Source organism: Pantoea rwandensis, from assembly GCF_002095475.1.
Lineage (GTDB): Bacteria > Pseudomonadota > Gammaproteobacteria > Enterobacterales > Enterobacteriaceae > Pantoea > Pantoea rwandensis.
In genome coordinates, this window is record NZ_MLFR01000001.1 from 1 (window position 1) to 20,028 (window position 20,028).

19 protein-coding genes and 2 pseudogenes are annotated in these 20,028 nt (G+C 51.5%); 9 read left to right on the top strand and 12 right to left on the bottom strand.

Going from position 1 to position 20,028, the window contains the following annotated elements; all coding sequences use genetic code 11:
- Positions 1 to 267: 267 nt before the first annotated feature.
- Positions 268 to 2,433, bottom strand: a complete 2,166-nt coding sequence (locus HA51_RS00005; RefSeq protein WP_425435677.1) for a TonB-dependent siderophore receptor — start codon at positions 2,431 to 2,433, stop codon at positions 268 to 270.
- 341 nt (positions 2,434 to 2,774) lie between these two features.
- Here HA51_RS00005 and HA51_RS00010 point away from each other — a divergent pair, with 341 nt between their 5' ends.
- The 5 genes and pseudogenes from HA51_RS00010 to HA51_RS00030 all read left to right on the top strand — a co-directional run bounded on the left by HA51_RS00010 (position 2,775) and on the right by HA51_RS00030 (position 9,187).
- On the top strand, positions 2,775 to 3,965 hold the full coding sequence (locus HA51_RS00010) for a glycoside hydrolase family 5 protein (RefSeq protein WP_245840110.1): 1,191 nt from the start codon (positions 2,775 to 2,777) through the stop codon (positions 3,963 to 3,965).
- A 328-nt stretch (positions 3,966 to 4,293) separates the two neighbouring features.
- Entirely contained in the window at positions 4,294 to 5,190 is an 897-nt protein-coding gene (locus HA51_RS00015) for an ABC transporter substrate-binding protein (RefSeq protein WP_084931078.1), read from the top strand.
- Positions 5,187 to 6,110 (top strand): amino acid ABC transporter permease, encoded by a 924-nt coding sequence (locus HA51_RS00020; RefSeq protein ID WP_084931079.1) that lies wholly within the window; start codon positions 5,187 to 5,189, stop codon positions 6,108 to 6,110. The genes HA51_RS00015 and HA51_RS00020 overlap by 4 nt, the downstream gene beginning before the upstream one ends.
- Positions 6,103 to 6,864 (top strand): amino acid ABC transporter ATP-binding protein, encoded by a 762-nt coding sequence (locus HA51_RS00025; RefSeq protein ID WP_084931080.1) that lies wholly within the window; start codon positions 6,103 to 6,105, stop codon positions 6,862 to 6,864. The genes HA51_RS00020 and HA51_RS00025 overlap by 8 nt, the downstream gene beginning before the upstream one ends.
- A gap of 35 nt (positions 6,865 to 6,899) precedes the next feature.
- A pseudogene (locus HA51_RS00030) lies at positions 6,900 to 9,187 on the top strand (molybdopterin guanine dinucleotide-containing S/N-oxide reductase).
- Between the two features lie 37 nt (positions 9,188 to 9,224).
- On the opposite strand, the gene HA51_RS00035 reads toward HA51_RS00030, so the two are convergent.
- The 7 genes from HA51_RS00035 to chaB all read right to left on the bottom strand — a co-directional run bounded on the left by HA51_RS00035 (position 9,225) and on the right by chaB (position 13,375).
- Positions 9,225 to 9,608 (bottom strand): VOC family protein, encoded by a 384-nt coding sequence (locus HA51_RS00035; protein WP_084931081.1) that lies wholly within the window; start codon positions 9,606 to 9,608, stop codon positions 9,225 to 9,227.
- A 190-nt stretch (positions 9,609 to 9,798) separates the two neighbouring features.
- On the bottom strand, positions 9,799 to 10,431 hold the full coding sequence (locus HA51_RS00040) for an alanyl-tRNA editing protein (protein WP_084931082.1): 633 nt from the start codon (positions 10,429 to 10,431) through the stop codon (positions 9,799 to 9,801).
- A 43-nt stretch (positions 10,432 to 10,474) separates the two neighbouring features.
- On the bottom strand, positions 10,475 to 11,386 hold the full coding sequence (locus HA51_RS00045) for a pyridoxal-phosphate dependent enzyme (RefSeq protein ID WP_084931083.1): 912 nt from the start codon (positions 11,384 to 11,386) through the stop codon (positions 10,475 to 10,477).
- Positions 11,387 to 11,411: 25 nt separating this feature from the next.
- The gene (locus HA51_RS00050) at positions 11,412 to 11,768 is read right to left on the bottom strand and encodes a RidA family protein (protein ID WP_084931084.1); all 357 of its coding nucleotides are present in this window, start codon (positions 11,766 to 11,768) and stop codon (positions 11,412 to 11,414) included.
- Positions 11,769 to 11,793: 25 nt separating this feature from the next.
- Positions 11,794 to 12,498 carry a helix-turn-helix transcriptional regulator gene (locus HA51_RS00055; protein ID WP_084931085.1) on the bottom strand — a complete coding sequence of 235 codons (705 nt, stop codon included), beginning with the start codon at positions 12,496 to 12,498 and terminating at the stop codon, positions 11,794 to 11,796.
- A gap of 211 nt (positions 12,499 to 12,709) precedes the next feature.
- A complete protein-coding gene (locus HA51_RS00060) occupies positions 12,710 to 13,048 on the bottom strand; it encodes a DUF2243 domain-containing protein (RefSeq protein WP_084931086.1) in 339 nt (112 codons plus the stop codon).
- Positions 13,049 to 13,141: 93 nt separating this feature from the next.
- Positions 13,142 to 13,375, bottom strand: coding sequence for a putative cation transport regulator ChaB (chaB, locus tag HA51_RS00065; RefSeq protein ID WP_084931087.1), 234 nt, complete (start codon positions 13,373 to 13,375; stop codon positions 13,142 to 13,144).
- 522 nt (positions 13,376 to 13,897) lie between these two features.
- Here chaB and HA51_RS00070 point away from each other — a divergent pair.
- Positions 13,898 to 14,866, top strand: coding sequence for a hypothetical protein (locus HA51_RS00070; RefSeq protein ID WP_084931088.1), 969 nt, complete (start codon positions 13,898 to 13,900; stop codon positions 14,864 to 14,866).
- 497 nt (positions 14,867 to 15,363) lie between these two features.
- Positions 15,364 to 15,609, top strand: a pseudogene (locus HA51_RS00075) (EAL domain-containing protein); the annotation flags it as partial.
- A gap of 128 nt (positions 15,610 to 15,737) precedes the next feature.
- On the opposite strand, the gene HA51_RS00080 reads toward HA51_RS00075, so the two are convergent.
- Positions 15,738 to 15,950 carry a DUF2116 family Zn-ribbon domain-containing protein gene (locus HA51_RS00080; RefSeq protein ID WP_045814613.1) on the bottom strand — a complete coding sequence of 71 codons (213 nt, stop codon included), beginning with the start codon at positions 15,948 to 15,950 and terminating at the stop codon, positions 15,738 to 15,740.
- A 135-nt stretch (positions 15,951 to 16,085) separates the two neighbouring features.
- Here HA51_RS00080 and HA51_RS00085 point away from each other — a divergent pair, with 135 nt between their 5' ends.
- Positions 16,086 to 16,445, top strand: coding sequence for a hypothetical protein (locus HA51_RS00085; protein WP_084931089.1), 360 nt, complete (start codon positions 16,086 to 16,088; stop codon positions 16,443 to 16,445).
- A 408-nt stretch (positions 16,446 to 16,853) separates the two neighbouring features.
- Here HA51_RS00085 and HA51_RS00090 read toward each other — a convergent pair whose 3' ends face one another.
- Entirely contained in the window at positions 16,854 to 18,029 is a 1,176-nt protein-coding gene (locus HA51_RS00090) for an MFS transporter (RefSeq protein ID WP_084931090.1), read from the bottom strand.
- An 83-nt stretch (positions 18,030 to 18,112) separates the two neighbouring features.
- Here HA51_RS00090 and HA51_RS00095 point away from each other — a divergent pair, with 83 nt between their 5' ends.
- A complete protein-coding gene (locus HA51_RS00095; RefSeq protein WP_084931091.1) occupies positions 18,113 to 18,613 on the top strand; it encodes an Lrp/AsnC family transcriptional regulator in 501 nt (166 codons plus the stop codon).
- A 175-nt stretch (positions 18,614 to 18,788) separates the two neighbouring features.
- Here the strand turns inward: HA51_RS00095 and HA51_RS00100 are convergent, their stop codons facing one another.
- Positions 18,789 to 19,043 (bottom strand): hypothetical protein, encoded by a 255-nt coding sequence (locus HA51_RS00100; RefSeq protein WP_084931092.1) that lies wholly within the window; start codon positions 19,041 to 19,043, stop codon positions 18,789 to 18,791.
- Positions 19,044 to 19,274: 231 nt separating this feature from the next.
- Positions 19,275 to 20,021 (bottom strand): MerR family transcriptional regulator, encoded by a 747-nt coding sequence (locus tag HA51_RS00105; protein WP_084931997.1) that lies wholly within the window; start codon positions 20,019 to 20,021, stop codon positions 19,275 to 19,277.
- Between the last annotated feature and the right edge of the window lie 7 nt (positions 20,022 to 20,028).

A 20,028-nucleotide genomic window follows, 5' to 3' on the forward strand; every position in this document is an offset into this window, starting at 1 on the left:
GAGGAAGCCAGGAGAGCCAGCATGGATGCTGGCGAAAGGTGCAGCCGGGACAGGGAAAGTCCCGTCTGTGCCGGTCCGTCAGGCTGACGAGTGAAGTGAAGGTACCGCGTCAGCGGCGCGAGGACAGCCAGCCCAGAGCGGCACCAGACTGCGTTATCGCCCTATGCTGAATGGCCAAGCATGCGTGATTAACACGTGATTTTGTGAATAACTCGAGGAAGCAATTTAATCGTGAGGTAAGGGCGACCCAGCGGCCGCCCTGCGGAGTTAGAACGACATGGTTACGCCAGCATAATAGGCGCGGCCCGGTTCGTTATAGGTGATTGCACCGGTCGCTTCGCGGTAAATTTGTTTATCAAACAGGTTGGTGATACCTGCATTCGCGCGAAGATTTTTAGTGATGTCGTAGTTCACGTTAAGGCCGACCACGGAATAGGGCTTGATTTCTTTAGTGGTCATGTTGGTCACATCCGTGTTCGTCTCAGCAAACTGGCGCGGTTTCTGACGGCCATACTGCGTCCAGTTGATGTTCGCACTCAGATCCTGCGTTGCTTGCCATTCCAGCTGCGAGTTGATGGTGAACTCTGGAATGATAGAGAGCGGATTACCGGTGTCTTTACTTTCGGAACGGAACATATAGGTTGCGTTGGTGCGCCATTCCAGCGTATCGGCAACTAATGGAATGGTTAGGTTACCTTCCAACCCTTCAACAATTGCTTTACCGCCGTTTTCCCAGCGCAGCACGTTGTAGCCCGCCTCAGAGTAGACAGGATCAGTGCCCGCGACGATTTTGTTTTTGTAATCGTTACGGAAGTAGGTGATGCCCGCCACATAGCCTTGGTTGCTGAACTCAATGCCAATCTCTTTGTTAACGCTGGTTTCCGGATCCAGATCGCCATTGCCCAGCAGATAGCATTGCGTCAGACCGATTGGGCAACCGTTGCCGCGTGTAGAAAGTAAATAACCCGGCGTTGATTGATAAAGGTTTGGTGCTTTAAAGACGCGCGCGATACCGGCTTTCAGCGTGAAGTTGTCGCCGAGTCCCTGAGAAATGTTAAGGCTTGGACTCCAGTTTGCACCAAACTGATCGTGATAATCGAAGCGAAGCCCAGGAATTACCTCGGTGCTCTCAGTCGCAGCGATATTGTCCTCGAAGAAGAGCGAACTAATGGTCGCGTTGTTTTTGCTGCTGCGCTGAGATGGATCGCCAGAGCTGCCAGGAAGCGTGACGCCGGTTGCGGTTTGCGTGAGCATTGAAGCCGGATCGTTCAGCTCATCACGGTTCCATTCCGCTCCGAGGGTGACGGTCTGATCCACCAACAGTTGCAGCGGGAAGCTGACCTCTCCACCGGCGCGGTAGCTCTCCAGTCGGCTGGTGGCAAACTCATCGGTGTTAATCATCCCTTCAGTACGGCCCGCAGTCCCTTCCTTAAGGCGTGTATTATTGGTCTTCTCGTAATTGAAGTTTAATTTCGAGGTTCCCCAATCCCAGATGCCGTTATGCGTTATGCCGTAGGACTGGCGATAAAGGCGATTGGTTTCTGCGCCATACAGCGACTCTACCAAACCATCAGCGCTGGCATTACTGTTGCTGTTCTGCGTGTCACCGGCGTATATGTTGCCTTGACGGCTATAGCCATAAGAGAAATCAATAACCTGCAATGGCGTGATTTTCCATGACAGCACGCCGTTGATGTCTTTATTGCGTACGCCTTCACGTCCCGCTGCGTATGAACCATTTTCAGCCGTGTTGATGTCAAACGCATCTGCATCGGTGCGGTTGATATTGCCATAAAGACGCATGGTTAACGCGTCACCCGCCAGTGGGCCACTCAGGTTAAAGTTGGCGCGACGCGTGTCACCCTCTTTACTGTTTTCGGGCTGATTGGTGAACAGTGACAGCGATCCATGCCAGTCGTTGGTCGGGCGCTTAGTGATGATGTTCACTACGCCGCCCGCCGCACCGGAGCCATAACGCGCGGCGGCTGGGCCGCGAATGACTTCGATACGTTCTACCATCTCCGCTGGCACCCAGTTGGTATCGCCACGCGAGTCACGTTCGCCACGCCAGCTGTAACGCACTGAGTTACGTGAACTTACCGGCACGCCATCGATCATGATTAAGGTGTTTTCCGGGCCCATGCCGCGAATATCGATCTGACGGTTATTACCACGGCTTCCGCTGGCGCCGTTGCCGGTCAGATTGACGCCAGGCATTTTGCGGATGATGTCGGAGAGATCGTTAACCGGCGGGCTTTTCTTGATGTCTTCAGCGGTGATGGTGGAAACGCCAGGCTGCTGTTTCAAACCCTGTTCCGCCGTGACGATCATCGATTCATCGTCAGCCAGTTTTTCCGTGGGTTCTGCGGCATAAGTAGGTGAGTTGAGTAGGGCTGCCACAATCAAAGCAAGCGGGCTCTTCCTGACATACAAAGTTACATTCACTTAAATCTTCTCCCTGAAGTATTAACACTTGTAAGCAAATGCGCATGATAATGAGAACGCTTATCATTGTATATGCTGTGTTAGGCGCTCTCCTTTATTTCTCCATGATTGGTGAACTTTGTGGGCGAAGCGTGAAGAAATGTAAAGTGAAGAGAAAATGGAAAAAAACATCAGGATAAAGCCGAAGACTTAAGTGTGAAGTAGGGAATGCCCTACAAATCAATATGATGTTAGCAGTGGTAACGCACGGTAATTATCTGGTTTTACGCTTAAGATCGTCTCAGTGTCAGAAATGGACGCTGAAAACTGTCGATAACTAAGGAGAAAGTGTGCGCCAGATCATACAAACCTTTACATTCCTGATCATCATTTTGCAGCCTTTATCCCTCGCCGCTATGGCCGAGAAAATGGATTTTTGGTTACAACCCCAACATGGCGGTAACAGTTTTAACCGCCTACCTCCTCATCAAGACTATTTCGCAACACTGCATAACTACGGTGCTTCTTGGGTGCGATTATCCTGGGATAAATGGCCGACGAAGCAGCGTGATTTCCTGCTGGGTAACGCTGACGGCTATCAAGGATTAGTTAAAGAAGACGTGGCTACGCTTAAAACCGTGCTGGATAATGCGCAAGCGGCTGGGCTAAAAGTGGTGATTACACCTCTGTCGTTGCCCGGTATGCGCTGGTCGCAGAACAATAGCGGCCAGTTTGATGATCGCCTTTGGCAAAACAAGCGGTTCTGGCAACAGAGCGCACATTACTGGCGTGACTTGGCTGAAGCGTTAAAAAACCATCCCGCGATTGCTGCTTACAACATCATCAATGAACCCGCCCCAGAGAAAATGGGCGGACTGGCAGAACACGCTTCCACTGCTGACATGCAGAAGTGGTATCAGCGAAATCAAGATGGCGCGCGCGATTTGCCTGCCTTTTATCGCGAGGTTATTGCTGCCATTCGTGAAGTCGATCCACTCACGCCGATCATGGTGGATAGCGGCTGGTTTGCCGCAGCCGATGCTCTCAGCTATTGGCCGCAACCGTTAGAAGATAAGCGAGTACTGTACAGTGTGCATATGTATGAACCCTATGCCGCCACCAGTGCCCCTAATGCGAAGCGAAAAACACCTTGGCCTTATCCGGGCACAGTACCTTACGCTGGAACTCAGCAAAAGTGGGATGCGCAACGTGTAGCGGAATACTTAGCGTTGCCGTTTGATTGGGCGAAAGCGCAGGGTATTGCCAAGCATCAGATGGTGGTCGGTGAGTTTGGCTGCATTCGCAGCCTGGCAGGATGCCCGCAATATCTGGAAGATGTGCTCACCGTGCTGGACAAGCAACAAGCTCACTGGGCGTTCTACAGTTTTCGTGAAGATAGCTGGGATGGTATGGATTATGAATTGGGAAGCCAGAAAGTACCGTGGCAATACTGGCAGGCCGCGGAGAAAAATTTGCCCGATACCGTGCCACGTCGTGCTACGAAAGAATTTGAGCCTATTCGCAAACGCTTAGACCAATAGCGTCTTGTTAAGAAGAAAACGGTCGATAGCCGCGGCAAAAGCAGGCTATTGACCCCTCTGGTAAATCCGAATATCCCTTCGCATCCCGCGTAACGCCTGACGTACGGAACCATTAAGCTCAAGCTGTCGCGTTCTATTCCCGAAATCCGGCAATAGATATCCGTTTTTCGCATTTGTGATCGCTGCATATCTTACTGAGAATGGCAGCGGGACGTTAAGAGGATGAAAATTCCTTTCAGCCGTAAGGTGAGAGAGGAGAAAAATACATCGCTACCTCAACGCCTTTTCCCTGTTGGGAAACATTTTATATATCAGGAGAAAGGTTCCAGTGAAACTCGCTAAAGGTATCACCTTGCTTGCACTTGCGCTGAGTGCGCATACCGCGTTTGCCGCCGATCAATCCGTCCCGACCGACAGTTCACTCCATGTTCAGGCCGATCCTGCGCTGAAAAGCCTGGTGCCAGCGGATGTGCTGAAGCGTGGCTATATCGTGGCAGGAACCAACCCTAACACGCCGCCGACCACCTTCTATAAAGAAGACAACAAAACATTGGCCGGTCGTGAAATCGATATTATGAATGCCGTGGGTGAGCGCTTAGGGATTCAGGTCCAGTGGCGTGACACCGGCGGTTTCGACAACATTATTCCTGGCCTGAAAACGGGTCGTTATGACGTGGCGCTGTCTAACATCAATGCCACCGCGACGCGCGCTAAGATCATCGATTTTGTCAGCTACTACGACGCAAGTCTGCTAGGCATCATCTCGCGTAAAGATGCCAACGTGGCACCGTTCAAAACCCTGGATGCCGTGTGCGGCTTGGAAGTTGGCGCTGGTTCAGGCACCACGCAGGTAACGCGTCTGGAAGAAGCCAGCAAAGCTTGTGAAGCCGCGGGTAAAAAACCGATCAAAGTATCCGTATTCCCGGACCGTCCAGCCGGTGTTCAGGCTGTCGTCAGTGGTCGCGTGCCGATGTTCCTCGGCCCTTACGAAGGTCTATTGTGGCAGGCGAAGGTGATTAAACCCATCACCCTGAGCGGCGAAATCACCGTGCATGACGCGCCGGTTTCTGTGGCTTTCCAGAAAGATTCTGCGCTAGAACCTGCGGTGCAAGCGGCGCTTAACTCTCTGATCAAAGATGGTAGCTACAAGAAGATCCTCGACAACTGGGGCATTGGCTTTGGCGCGGTTAAAGAATCCAAACGTAACCAGGAAATCTTTCAATGAGTGATGTACGTGACCACACCGATGATTTGAAAATCGTCGGCAAACGTTACTACGGACGCTGGCTAAGTGCGCTGGTGGTGCTGTTGTGCGTCGTGGCGATGGCGCACTCCATGATTAACAATCCACGCTTCGAATGGGGCGTGATTGCAGAAAACTTTACCGGCGAATCGATCCTGCAAGGCGTCTTAATGACGCTGCAGCTCACGGCCATTTCGGTGGTGCTGGGCTTTGCTTTTGGTACGGTGCTGGCGCTGATGCGTCTTTCATCGAACCCGGTGCTGGTGGGCGTTAGCTGGTTTTACACCTGGTTCTTCCGTGGTGTACCGATGCTGGTGCAGCTTTTCCTGTGGTACAACATCGCCGCGCTTTATCCGACCATTTCGCTATCAATTCCGGGACTTGGCGAGTTGTGGAGTACCCAATCTAACGCATTAGTCAGCCCATTCAGTGCGGCAGTCATTGCCTTGGTGATGCATCAGTCGGCTTATGCAGCTGAGATTGTGCGTGCCGGTATTCAAAGCGTTGGCAACGGCCAGCTGGAAGCGGCGCGTGCGCTCGGCTATCGGCCTTCGCAGATCTTCCGTCATACCGTCTTACCGCAGGCGATGCGTGCCATCATGCCGCCAGCAGGTAATGAAATTATCGGCCAGTTGAAAACCACTGCTGTGGTATCGGTGATCTCGCTGCAGGATGTGCTGTTCTCCGCGCAGATTATCTATCAACGTACCTATGAGGTGATTCCGCTGCTGTTAGTGGCAACCTTATGGTATCTGCTGATGACATCGGTGTTGTCGATTGGTCAGTTCTATGTCGAACGCTATTTTGGACGCGGTGTTACGCGTCGTGAAAAACGCAGTCTGTTCAAATCCTTGCCGGGTTTCTCCGCACAGAAAGTTGAAAGGAGCGTGAGCAATGGCTGAAGCAATCGCGTTACGTAAAGTCACCAAACGCTTCTCTGGTGTCACCATTCTGGATGAAGTGAATCTCGATATTCCTGCAGGGTCCGTGACCGTGATTCTTGGCCCCTCGGGGTCGGGTAAATCTACACTGCTGCGCTGTATCAACCATCTGGAAAAACTCGATGGCGGTACCATTCGCATTGGCGGCGAAATCATTGGCTATAAGCAGAAAGGCCAGGCGCTGCACGAATTAAGTAGCAGTGAGATTGCCCGTCAGCGTGCTGAAATTGGCATGGTATTTCAGCAATTCAACTTGTTCCCGCACCGTACGGTTTTGCAGAACATCGTTGATGCGCCCATGCGTGTGAAAAAACAGAACCGCCAGCAGGCGACCACCAAGGCGCTGTCGTTATTGAAGCAGGTGGGTTTAGCCGGCCGTGAAGATGAGTGGCCGCAGAATCTTTCAGGCGGCCAGCAGCAGCGTGTCGCTATTGCCCGCGCGCTGGCCATGGATCCTGGTGTGATGTTGTTTGATGAACCGACTTCAGCACTCGATCCTGAACTGGTAGGCGAAGTGCTACAGGTTATTCAACAGTTGGCGCACTCCGGCATCACCATGGTGATTGTGACGCATGAGATCGGTTTTGCTCGCGAGGTGGCCGACAACATTGTCTTTATGGAAGATGGCAAAATTGTGGCGGCGGGTCCCACTCAGCAAGTCCTCGACGACCCGGAAAACGGGCGCGTAAGAAACTTTATTGCAACGGTGCTTTAAGCACCGTTTTTCATTTTTGACAGCCAGGAACAGTGATGACGCAAAAACCAGTTATGCATAGCGCCCACTGGGGTGCTTTTCATGCTCAGCAATCGGGCGATCAGCTCACCATTGAACCCTTCAAGGGCGATCCCGACCCGAGCCCGCTGCTACAAAATTTCCGCACTGCACTCAATCATCCCGCCCGCGTTTCGCGTCCTATGGTACGTCGCGGCTGGCTGGAAGATGGCCCAGGCCCTGATCAGCGCCGGGGTAATGATGAATATGTGGCCGTGAGCTGGGAGCAGGCTTACGAATTAGTGGCGCGTGAACTGAAGCGCGTGGGCGACACTTTCGGCCCGGAAGGGATTTTTGGCGGTTCTTACGGCTGGTCAAGCGCCGGCCGTTTTCATCATGCACAAAGCCAAGTGCACCGTTTTCTCAACACCACACTGGGCGGTTATGTGCGTTCAGTGAACAGCTACAGTTCGGGCTCTGCTTCGGTACTGTTGCCGCATATTGTCGGTGACATGAATGAGATTGCGCGACGTGGCGTGAGCTGGGAAGAGATTGCCCAGCACAGTGAAATCGTCATCGCCTTCGGCGGCCTGGCACTGAAAAACTCCCAGGTGGCAAGCGGCGGATTAAGCGAGCACACAGAACGTGGCTTTATGCAGCAGGCCGCACTGCGCGGCACGCGGTTTATCTCGGTGAGCCCGCTGAAAAGCGATCTACCTGAGGAAGCCAAAGGGGAGTGGCTGGCCTTACGTCCAGGCACCGATGCCGCTTTTATTCTCGGTGTGCTCTCGGTACTGATTGACGAGAAACTGACGGATGAAACCTTTCTCAGCCGCTATACCGTGGGCTGGCCGGAGATGGTCGCTTATATCCGTGGTGAAGAGGATGGCACGCGACGAGACGCCAATTGGGCAGCAGAGATTTGCGGCGTCAGCGCAGCATTTATCGCTGATTTTGCCCGCCAGTTACCCGGTAAACGTGTGTTGGTCACCGTTGCGCATGCACTGCAACGTTCTGAGCACGGTGAACAACCGGTGTGGCTTGGACTGGTATTGGCCGCGGCACTGGGCCAACCGGGTTTATCGGGCGGCGGTTACACCTACGCGCTGGGCGCGTTGGGTCATTACGGTAAGCATCACAACCTGGTGAGTTTCCCGGCGTTACCGCAGGGTAAAAATGGTATCGATCGTTTGATCCCGGTGGCGCGAATTTCAGACATGTTGCTCAATCCAGGTAAACCGTTCGACTACAATGGCCGCCGCTTGACCTATCCGCATATTCGTCTGGCTTATTGGGCGGGTGGCAATCCGTTCCACCATCATCAGGATCTGGCACGGTTGCGGCAGGCATTCTGTCAGTTAGATACGCTGATTGTGCATGAGATTGCCTGGACCTCCAGTGCGCGTCATGCCGATATCGTGTTGCCCGCAACCATGACACTGGAGCGTGAAGATATCGGCGGTGCGCCAACCGATCGCCATCTCTTTGCTATGCAGCCGGTCGCGCAACCGCACGGTGAAGCCAAAGACGATTACACCATTTTTGCCGAGCTGGCTCGCAGGCTGGGTTGTGAAGAGGCGTTTACAGAAGGTCGCGATACACGTGGCTGGCTGAAACACCATTACGCGCAATTGCAGCAAAAGCTGGCAACGCACCAAGTCGAGATCCCCGATTTTGAACGATTCTGGCAGCAGGGCGTGCTGGAATTGCCGCAGCTCAAAGACGGTGGACGAATGATGAATGCCTTCCGTGCCGATCCGGATGCTGCACCACTGCCAACACCGAGCGGAAAAATTGAAATCTACTCGGCGACTATCGCCAGTTTTGATTATGAAAACTGTCCCGGACATCCGGTGTGGCGAGAGCCGCAGCAAAAGCCAGATGCCGACCATCCGTTCTGGCTCATTGCCAATCAGCCTGCAACGCGTCTGCACAGTCAGTTGGATTTCGGCGATTACACCTGAGCGGCAAACGCGATGGGCGTGAGGTGTGCAGCCTGAATTCGGATGATGCAGCATCTTTGGGTATTCAAGACGGCGAGATTATTGAGCTTTACAACCCGCGTGGTCACGTACTCGCCAGCGCGCGCGTGACCGACACGGTGATGCCGGGCGTGGTGCAGTTGCCAACGGGTGCCTGGTACGATCCGGTCGATCCCACCGCGCTGAGGCCGTTATGCCGCCACGGCAATCCGAATGTACTGACGCTGGATATTGGCACCTCGTCACTGACTCAGGGCTGCAGTGGCCAGATCACTGTGGTGCAGGTGCGTAAATACGCCGGGGAACTGACGCCGGTGCAGGCATTTATCCCGCCGCAAAGTTAGCATAAGCAATGGGCGGCCGTATGGCCGCCCCAGAACATCAATCTTCTAACTGCAACCACATCACGCGCAGACGATGCCCATCAGGATCGATAGCCGTGAAGGTGTAGCCAAAATCCATCACTGCTGGCGACTGAACAATGGTGATTTCACGGAACGCCCCCCATTCGTTGTAGAGGAAATCGACATCCGCTTTCTGCTGCACTTTGAAAGTGATTTCACCGTTAGCCGAAAACTGTTGCGTATCCACCGGCGGTTGAACAGTGTATTTGGACCACAAACCCAGTTTGAATCCGTTCTCAAAAATAAACATCGCAAAAGTGGGGGTGACGTTAATCGGCTTGATATCAAACAGCGATGCATAAAAATCAGCGCTTTTGACGACGTTCGGTACATAAAGGATGGACATATCAGCAGTAAACATGGTTTTTCTCCTTGTGGGTTTACGGCTGCATAGTACGGGGCGGCTGTGACAGATTCTGTCAGTAGCCACAGGTACACTGGTTTATTCCCTTATCCTGATTCGATGACCCTTTATGCTCCGAGAGGTGAGACCCGCTAAGTGGGTCATGGTAGTGGAGTGAGAGTGAAGGAAACATCTTCTTCAAACCAGCTTAATTCTCGAGCTCATACTGAACGGAGAGCTGTCCTTTCTTCTCTTTGACTTTTACGATGCGGATTTCACCGATTCCCGAAGTTTTCTTCACGTGCGTTCCGCCACACGCATAAGGCTTTAACTCTCCCCATGTGACCATGCGCTTGCCATCTTCATCATTGAGTATCAACTCAAGGTCACGTGCCACCATCTCTGCCGCAGCGGCGGCAAAGTTCTCCGCAGTCACTGGCATGGTGAGCGCGATTGCATCAAACACAATTCGCCCTTCACCCGGACGGTGATTACCTTTGTTACCCTGCCAACCATATTTTTCGCCTGCCACGCCAATAAGGTGACCAGCCGAATGATAGCGCGTGTGGATGAGACGCAGATCCGCATCCACTGAAATATGCACGACCCCTTCTTCAACTGCGGCGTCAGTGATGTGAATGACATTGTCACCTTCCTGTACGGCCTGAATCATATTAACGCCACCGATCGTGCCCTTGTCTGAAGGCTGACCGCCACCCTGTGGATGGAACAGGGTGGCCGTGAGGATGACATTAAAACGGCCGTCTTCCTGCGGGGTACAGTTGATGACCAGTGTGTCCATCTCAAGTGTGTCGCTGTGGTAATAAATTCGATCTGTCATGCTGTTTACCTTAAAAATCAACCTTTAGCAGGGGGAGGGGGTATTAACCGTTAAAGCTGCTGAGAGAATTCACGGTTGCTGTTGAGCCGCCACATACAATGACCAGTACGTTCTTATCATTCTTCAGGTTTAGCTTTTGGCCATACAGCGGGGCGAGAGCAGCACCACACGCGGGTTCAACAAGCATACGATGATCGTCCAGGAAGGTGAGACAGGCATTGACTGCTTCACGGTCGGTGACGACAACGGGCACCACAGTACGTTTTTGCGCAAGGTCAAAGGCGCGCTGGCATACCTGCCGTGCGCCCAGTGAAGTGGCAACGCCGTTCAGTGCCGTGACTTCAACCGGTTTGCCTGCTTGCAGTGCAGCATGATAGGAAGACATACCCTGCGTCTCTGCGGCATAGACCGTTACATTATCCAGACCATTACGGCGTAGGCCTTCATCAACGCCTGCAAGCAGGCCGCCCCCGCCTACCGACAGGATCACCGCGTCTGGTCTGATACCCTCAGCAACGACTTCGTCAATCATCGAGGCGTGCCCCTGCCAGAGAAGCGGATCGTCAAAGGGGTGCAGAAATGCATCCTGATCCGTCAGCAGCGCCAGCGCCAGCTCATTGGCTTCAGACCACATTTTCCCGTGCACAATGACTTCAGCCCCTTCCAGCTGCAGCAGATGTCGCGCACGGTCAGACGTGGTTTCAGGTACCACCACGATGACGGGTACGCCAAGCTGGCGACCCGCATACGCAACCGCGAGCCCGGCATTCCCACCGGATGAAGAGATAAAGCGGCGGGCACCCTTTTCTAAATGCTGCTGGCATGCAAAGCCAATGCCGCGAATTTTAAAAGAGCCAGAAGGCTGGGCGGCCTCCATCTTCATCCATACGCGGGTACCGTTCAGCTGACCCAGCGGCAGAGACTCCAGCAGTGGGGTTTTAATACTCAGTGACATTTGTCAGCTCCAGTTAAAATTAGGATCAGGCCAGAGCCTGAACTTCCATCTCAACGTCAAGACCATAAGCCAACTGGCTTACGACAGTTGAACGTGCCGGGAAACCTTCGGGAAAGTAGGTGCGGTAAATTTCATTAAACGCGCTGAAGTGCGCCATGTCTGAAATCCACACGGTGACTTTGACCAGACGATCCAGTGAAGAACCGCAGACCTCCAGCGTCTCGCTGATATTTTTCATAATCAGGCGCGTCTGCTCTTCAATGGTTCCGGGAACCGGCTCGCCTTGGGCATTCATTGCCACCTGACCGGACAGAAACAGGAAGCCGTTAGCCTCGACAGCACGTGCAAACGGATAAGGCATCGGACTGGTATATCTTTTCATATCGTCTCCACATAACCAGCTGCCTTCAGCTGTCGGTATTTTTCAGTTCATCGAGGTAGTTATAGATGGTGTAGCGGGTCACACCGAGAGCATCAGCTGCTTTTTCCACGCCCCCCTTCATCAGAAAAATGCCCCGTTCCTGCATTTGCTGCACGGCCAGTATCTTGGCTTTTTTAACATCTGAGCGCCGGCTTCCCGGATTAAGCCCGGTCGCATTACTGATAATTTCATTCATCAGGTCTTCGATACTGTCATGGGCCTGCTCGGCATTCTGCGCTTCATCAACCGGAGCGGGCTGCTGTATTTTTACGCCCGATAATGTCTGCAGCAGCGTCAGGGCGTTCTCAATGCCGTTGTTATCAACGTTGACACACAGCGCTGCAAATGGACGGGAGTCACGCCCCCGGTAAATTACTGTGCTGCTCCGCAACGGCGAACCTTCACGCGAGAAGGTTTCATAATCCGGCAAAAGCGTAACGGGCTCCTGGCTTTTCTCGAGGGCGGTAATAAACGCTTTGTCTTTTCTCAGTCCGGCCAGAACCGAATCCCCCTTTTTACGCCCGGTCACATGGGCATTGGCGATTTCGGCGATCGAGAACTCAGGATTGCGCAGATCGTGCAGGACGATCTCAGTGTTGCCCGGCAGCACGCTGCCAATCGCACGAACTGCAGCCGCGAGCATTTGCAGCATTTCCTGCTCATAGGACAGTTCGTCAGCTTGTTTAGTCATCACTTTTCCACATTGTTTCATTCAACACATTGTGGGATATGCTATCAGCATAACACCGAAATCATCAACACATTGTTGATTTCGGTTTGCCGAAAGATAGTTCAGAAGCAGAATATGGGTTAGCGGGTTTCATGGCGGGTCATTAACCGAAAACGATTAAAGATAGTGATACTGGTGATAGGGTTAACCAGACGCCCATCTCGGATAAAAGTCATTCATTATCGCGCGGATGATCACTTCTGGCTGCCATAAATCCAGGGAATGCGCTGCAATGTCTGAACCATGCAGACCACCTGCACAGACTCTGGTGACGGGGCTGGTTATACATCATGAAGGCGCCCGCCACGAAGGCAATGAGTTCGGCTGAGTGCAGTAAACCATCGTAAAACAGGCTGAAGGCGGGAATTCCACTGTTAAAGAAGTGATGCCAGACCAACAGCTGATGAAATGTGATCTCATCCACTGCCGCCATTGAGCTAATTCCCAGCGGAACGGCAGAGAGTAAGGAACACTTCAGGTCGAAATTTTCAGACTGGTTTAATAATGACAAATTAGTCTCCAGTAGGGGGCACAGGTTAAATCACACCTGGATGAAACTCGCCATAACAAATGGCTCAGCAATCCATTGCCTTTGAAAAGGTGATCAAGATTTCTTTTTATGCCATTTATCGTCGCTTCCTTTTTCGTACGTATGCTTGACTGCAGCCCAGGCCACTTTATGTGACACTTCCTCAAGGGAACTGTCATCCTTGCGGTCTTTTTTGTCTTTATACTCGTTCCAGGCACTATTAAAAGCTTCAAGGTAAATGTCCTGCGCATGTGCAGGAAGGACATGCCTGACGCTGTCTGGCAGGGAATCTCGTGATTTATATGGCATGTTTACCTCCTCTGGTTAGTGAATTAAGCCTGGTTCACTTGTGATAATTTTCAATGTGTATTTCAGGGAGCATAAAGAATATGAGTATTAATTATGCGTTGATGAGACTGGTTCTACCCGCGGATTATGCGCCTCTGGCTTTTCTAATCGTGTTTGAAAGATATCTACTCGCTCCCGGTCAGTTCAGATACTTGGAAAGGGGTGCTGACATACCGTAATTTTGTTGCCATTGACGCTACCCCAAGTGGTAAATCTGAGGTCACTTTAAAATCCATCATGTTAAATGGTTATCAAATTTTAAATTCCAAAAACCATTTGTAAAAAAATCATCTACTATTTTAGTAAGTGGAATAACTCTCCATTGCTACAGGTGGTTTTATTTTTCTACTTTTTACCGCTTCCCTTTTTATAAAGGGCATCATCCGCCTCCTGAAGAGTATAAATGTCGTAAGTGGTTATATTTCCTGTTTCTTCGAGCAGTTCCTGGTTATGAATACAAAGATTAATCTAAGGAAAACAGCTATGACTTACATTCACGAAGAATCTACCGTTAACAACGCGTATCCCGATACTCGTCTGCCCCTGCGCACCGCGAATACCAGCGCTGTATCATGGGGGGCCATCTTTGCCGGCGCGACAGCCGCGGCATCCCTTTCTTTGATTTTGATAATGCTCGGTGCCGGTTTAGGTCTGACTTCCGTTTCGCCATGGGAAGGTCGTGGACTTGACGCAGGTACAGTAGGTATTACCGCTATTGCCTGGCTGACCTTTACTCAGGTTGTTGCCTCAGGTATGGGGGGGTATTTATCTGGACGGCTGCGCACGAAATGGGTTGATACACACACCGATGAAATTTACTTCCGTGACACCGCACATGGGTTTTTGTCCTGGGCGGTGGCAGCGATTATATCTGCTGCGTTGTTAACCAGCACGGTGGGTTCCATCGTTGGAGGAGGGGCTAAAATCGTGGGTACCGTTGTGGGGGGGGCAGCAGCAACCACGGCAGCAGGGGCCGCTGGTATGGCGAGCGGGTCGTCTGGATCACAGGGCTCGTCAATGGATTACTTCATTAATTCCATGTTCAGGGATAACGCTTCTGCCACTCCTCAAAACAACGCAGCCAATCCTGATCCTGCAACGCCATCGACTTCTCATCAAGAGGTTTCACCTGCGCAGTTAAGAGAAGTGTCCGGAATATTTGTTAACAGCATGACCACCGGAGCCTTACCGCAAGAAGACCGTCAGTATGTCGCCGGGCTGATTGCTCAACACACAGGTATCAGTCAGCAAGAGGCCGAAAAGCGGGTTCAGAGCACCTATGACAAAGCACAGGCTAAATTAAAAGATGCGAAGGATAAAGCGCAGCAAGCAGCAGATACCGCGCGTAAAGCCACAAGCTATCTTATGCTCTGGATATTCATTTCTCTGCTGGCAGGTGCCTTTGTCGCCAGCCTGTGTGCGACCTTTGGTGGTCGTCAACGTGATTTATAATTCTTAATGCTATGAGAGGTTTAAAATGCGCTCATTATTACTGTTGTTTTTAGGTGTACCTATTCCTATCATTATCCTGATTGCACTGTTTGTTCATTAATGCCGATCTAAGAGACATGTCATTAACCAGTCAGGCTTGGACAGATTTATGAAAATTATAAATGCCCGAAAGGGCATTTATAGTTCTCTCAGGCTTAATTGCGCTGCAAAGGATGCAGTCGTCATGGTTGTTCATGAAGAGCAGGTGGCCTTGTAACATGAGGCTGATGAAAAGATATTCTGGTGAGAACTTTAGAGCATCTCCTTTTCAGACACTCCTGAGCTCTGAATTAGCTCAATAATATGTTCGCATTGTGCGCACATCAGATTTCTTTTCATTAAATTTCATGAGTCATTATTTGTTGTTACTCGCTTGGCTTATATCGCGGGTGATTGCATTAATACAGCCTTTCTGCACGCTTCGCTTGGTACCGGTTCGGTTTTATAACGCGAATTAGCCTGATAGTGTGCGAATTGGTGCCGGGATTATACGCGACATACATCGCAGCGGCCCAAAACAGGCAGTCGTTCAGGCAGTGATTCGGTGCTGTACTGCACTGGAAATTAACGTCATCGCAGCGGACATCGAGCGTCCCGAAGAGTGGATGTGACTTGAAGCCGCCGGGGTCATTGATTTTCAGGGAAACCTGTTCACCCATGAAGGTAGCGCTGTGGCATGGCCTGAAACTCGCGCAGCTGCCTGAGCAGGGTAATGGCTGCAAGGGCCACTCGCCAGATGATGATTTTTGCAGCCCATTTATCATGACCGTTATCGTCTCATCGACAACGGTTACAGTTTCGTTCTCGCAAAATGCTTTAGCTGCGTAGGGTTTTACTCTGCAGTTATTCGCTGCTGCATTTCACGCTGGTGCTTATGAAAGTCTTCGCCACATTCCGCTGAGCAAAAGGCGGTGTTAGCCACTATCGGCTCATCAGTGCACCAGATGCAGTTACCATTTCGGCTCACTAAGCGTGGTTTTCGGGCAGACAGAGAAGCCGTCAAATGCGCTTCTTCACGTTCCTGGGCCAGGTCCACATCATCCATAAATCAAAATCCTTGTAGTCGTTTAGTTATCTAATGAGGACTCGTGAGCCTCAGTTCTGTTATGTCATTTAGTACACAGCCACTCAGCATAGTTCATTTGTACAGGGCAGGGCTATGAGGCCAGGTGATTTAGGTATGCACATTACAACGGCGTTGCTTGTGCTGTCTCAAATCATTAACTCCAACTGGACTCGACGCGAAGTCATGGGATCTGGCGGTCTGGAATCGGTGATCACCTGGTTTAATATTCTGTCAGGCTTCGCTCTTATCGTGTGCAGCCTGTTTCTGACAGAGTGGATGTTCTCACAACGCAGCTTTGCCTGGTATTTTGCGTGGATGAAACTAGATTTCAGCGGGTTTATGAGAGACCTGAAAATACTGCGTAATTTTACGCTTCCTGATGCTCACATCGGGGGATTGCTTCAGCCATCCATGGGCTGGGCGTGGTGTCCTTACTGGCTGTATCCCTCACGGGCGGCTTATGGTTTTTACTGAGCAATATGCCTTCGCCCAACGCCTCTCTTGCGCACGTTGTGCTGCAAGGCTTCAATCCGTGAGCGTAAGTTTGAGGACTATCTTACGCAACATGATCCGGCATTGTTTTACAACCTCCAGAGCGTCATGCTGTCGGTTAAAATGCTGAAAAATTTGCTTGAAAACCTCGCAGGTACAATGAAGTACTCCCTTCTGCAAACCGCCTGATAGGTATCAGGCGCAGCCTGAAGCCGGGAAGTAAACTCGGGCTTCAGGCTGAAACCTGTGGTATCGGCTAAGTCATGTCCGCTGCTCGCACACAGCTGCACGTAGGCTAAGCAACGAGACGGCGAACAAAGGACGTCCATTACTCGAAATAGACGTCCAGTGTAAGGAAAGATGTTTAAACCTGGTATTACCCCTTCATCGTCAGCATGGACTCACACCTAGAGCGACTCCCTTACGTGCACTTAACCATGCAAGAAAAGCCAGTCCGAGTGCAATAAAGGACAATATTGCCCCCGCCCAGTTTGGGGAAACCAAGCCAAAGCCGGCAGCAATGGTGGCTCCGCCTGCCCACGCACCTAGTGCATTACCCAAATTGAACATACCGATATTAACGGACGCCGCCATTGTAGGCGCACCGGCGTGGTTGGCCCGATCCATGACTAATTTCTGAATGGGCGATACGGTGGCAAAACCAAATGCAGCCATAAGGAACACGGAGGCGCTGGCGACGAACTGGTTTTCCACACCATTCCAGAAAATAAGCAGAACAATCCCCTGAGCGGCCAGTGTCACAAAGAGCGTGCCAAAAAGGGAACGGTCAGCGAAACGCCCTCCAATCCAGTTCCCGACCGCCAGTCCCAGACCGAACAGAACCATAAGCCATGCCACACCTGAGGCTGAGAAACCTGCTACTTCAGTCATCATAGGCGCGATATAGGTGATTGAGGTGAAAAATGCGGCCGGACCGAAGATCGTAATACCCATAACCAGCAAAACCTGAGGATCAACGAAGGCACGTAGTTCGCTCCGTAATGCAATGGGTTTTCCCTTTTCGATATGGGGCACGAGTGAAGCGATAGCGGCGACCGTCAGCAGTCCTATGCCTGCAATAACCCAAAAGACCAGACGCCAGTCGAAGCTTTGCGCCAGCCAGGTTCCCAATGGCACGCCAACCAGATTAGCCACGGTCAAACCCGAAAACATAAAAGCAATGGCACTTGCCTGGCGACCGGGCGCTACCAGTGATGCAGCGATAATGGAGCCAATACCGAAGAAGGCACCATGATTAAAGGAGGTAATGACACGGCCCACTATGGCCATTGGTAATGTGGGTGCTAAAGCGGTAATGATGTTACCCAGGGTGAATATGACGGCCAGTGCTATCAGCATGGCTTTACGCGGTATCCTCGCCCCCAACACTGTCATCAGTGGTGCGCCGACAAAAACTCCCAATGCGTAGGATGTGGCCATTGTCCCGGCTGACGGGATACTGACTCCAAAGTCAGTCGCTATCTGCGGGAGAATTCCGGCAATCACGAACTCTGTCAGACCTATACCAAATGCGCCGACGGCGAGTGCTAATAATGCGATGGGCATTGAAACTCCAAATTGTGTGCTTAACTGAATATCATTAGGTAAAATCAATTATATTCATATTTTCATTCAGCACTGGAACCCCTATGAGCGCATTTGATAAAGAAACAGATGGTATTCGGCAGGTAAAGCATAAACCTGCAGATCTGGATGCAATTGACCGAAAAATATTAAGCGCGCTGGCCGAGGATGCTGGCCGCAGTTATACAGAGTTAAGCGAAATCGTGAATCTATCGGCTCCGGCAGTTCACGATCGGGTCAAGCGATTGAAACGTGATGGAGTGATTAAGGGGACGGTGGCGATACTGGATGGTTGTAAGCTTGGCAGGACGCTCTTGACGTTTCTTGTCGTGGATACCAGCAGCTACCAGGCGACACGAGCACTTCTGCAGTTTACCCATCGCAAGGAGGTTGAGGAGCTTCATACCGTCGCGGGTGACGGTTGCGTTCTGATTAAGGTTCGGGCTGCTGATACCGAGTCGTTGGAAAACTTTTTAATGGAAATACAGAGTGTCGACGGAGTCAGATCGGTACGCAGTTATATTGCGCTTTCTACCTTCTTAGAGCGAGGTCCCTCTCCTGACTGAGTCAGTAGCAGGTCAATTGAATATTAAGCTGTACCTGAGTGGCGCAGTGCTAAGCGTTTTCATTATAAATGTCGTCCCTGACAGTTTCTCCGGCCGGTTCACGTTTACACGAGACCGATGAGGTCATCTTCGTCGTCTTCCGGCCAGAGCCGGACTGCGTCCTTGAACGTCAGTTCTACTCGTCGTTAAAGCCTGCAAGCGTCTGCAGGTAAGGCACATGCCGTGCAGCGTGCCATGGATCGTTAAAACTTCTCAACCATAAACTGGCTGCTGAAATTTCCGAACGTCTTGCCTGACTGCCGCCGGCTGCGGCCATGTGGTCAAGCTGAGAGATAAGTGATTGCACGCTTATCTCTCGCTCGGCCAGTGCCAGGCTAAGTGCCGCTTCGCCAATCATCACCTGGCTTTTATCGTCGTGTTGAATAGACATTATCCTCCTCCGTTTCAGATTTATGACAACCTCAGTACTAACTGTAGGCATGGACAGCGAACGTGCAGAGGTTAATATTCCGAAAAGTTATGCATCGGCGATTGAGAAGAGGGGATATGTTATGCCGTTTTTTAAACGGTGTAGAAGTGAGTGCACTTTAGAAGTGTGCTGGTAACTTAAAGCCTGTCAGAAGACGACTCTGACAGACTGTTCAAACCTTGAGAAAGGGTATCAGGCAGCAATCAGCATTGCCTGGTCCGGCCCGCAGAGTAAGGCAGGTAAGCCGTCCAAAAGCCGGTGGCGATAGTTCCAGTGCATGAGTTGCGAAATACCGGCACCGCACCACATCAGATGATGCTCGTAGTACCTTTCGGCATTGGCAGGTGCTCCGGTGACTTCAGATGAAATCTCAACCCTGAAGCCCTGACCGGTCAAGCGGATGGCTTCCATCCAGATTTCAGTCAGATCTGTCACGCTGACCGCCTCGAGAAACAGAGGCACGGATTTACGCCTGTGTGCCGCGGACATGATATGGCGGGCGTGTTTAACAACGGCCTGATGGAATCGCGCCTGGCGCTCCTCGGCACCGTTACTCATATCAGTACGAAGCCAAAGGTTGAGCGGCCGGAGATAGCAATTGACGAAATCATCACCGCAATAGTCATTGCCAACAAGACGTATCCGCGCTTCCAATAGTGTGTCTGAAGTGTCCTTCAACTGGTGGTTGAGTTCTTCTTGCCGGCACTCCCAACCACTTCGGGCCGCATTAGGATGACCTTCTAGTTGCTGAGCTACTTCATGAAGCGTATCTCCACGAGAGGTCATATCGAGAACGGTAAAGATGCGGGATAATTGCCCAGCGCTATAGCCATCAGATTGATCAGGAGCGGTGATGAGTCCTGCACGACGCCAAGTGCGGAGCGTGCCAGGAAGCGTACCGGTTATACCGCATACGGTCTCTGTAGAATGGTAAGGCATTATAGTC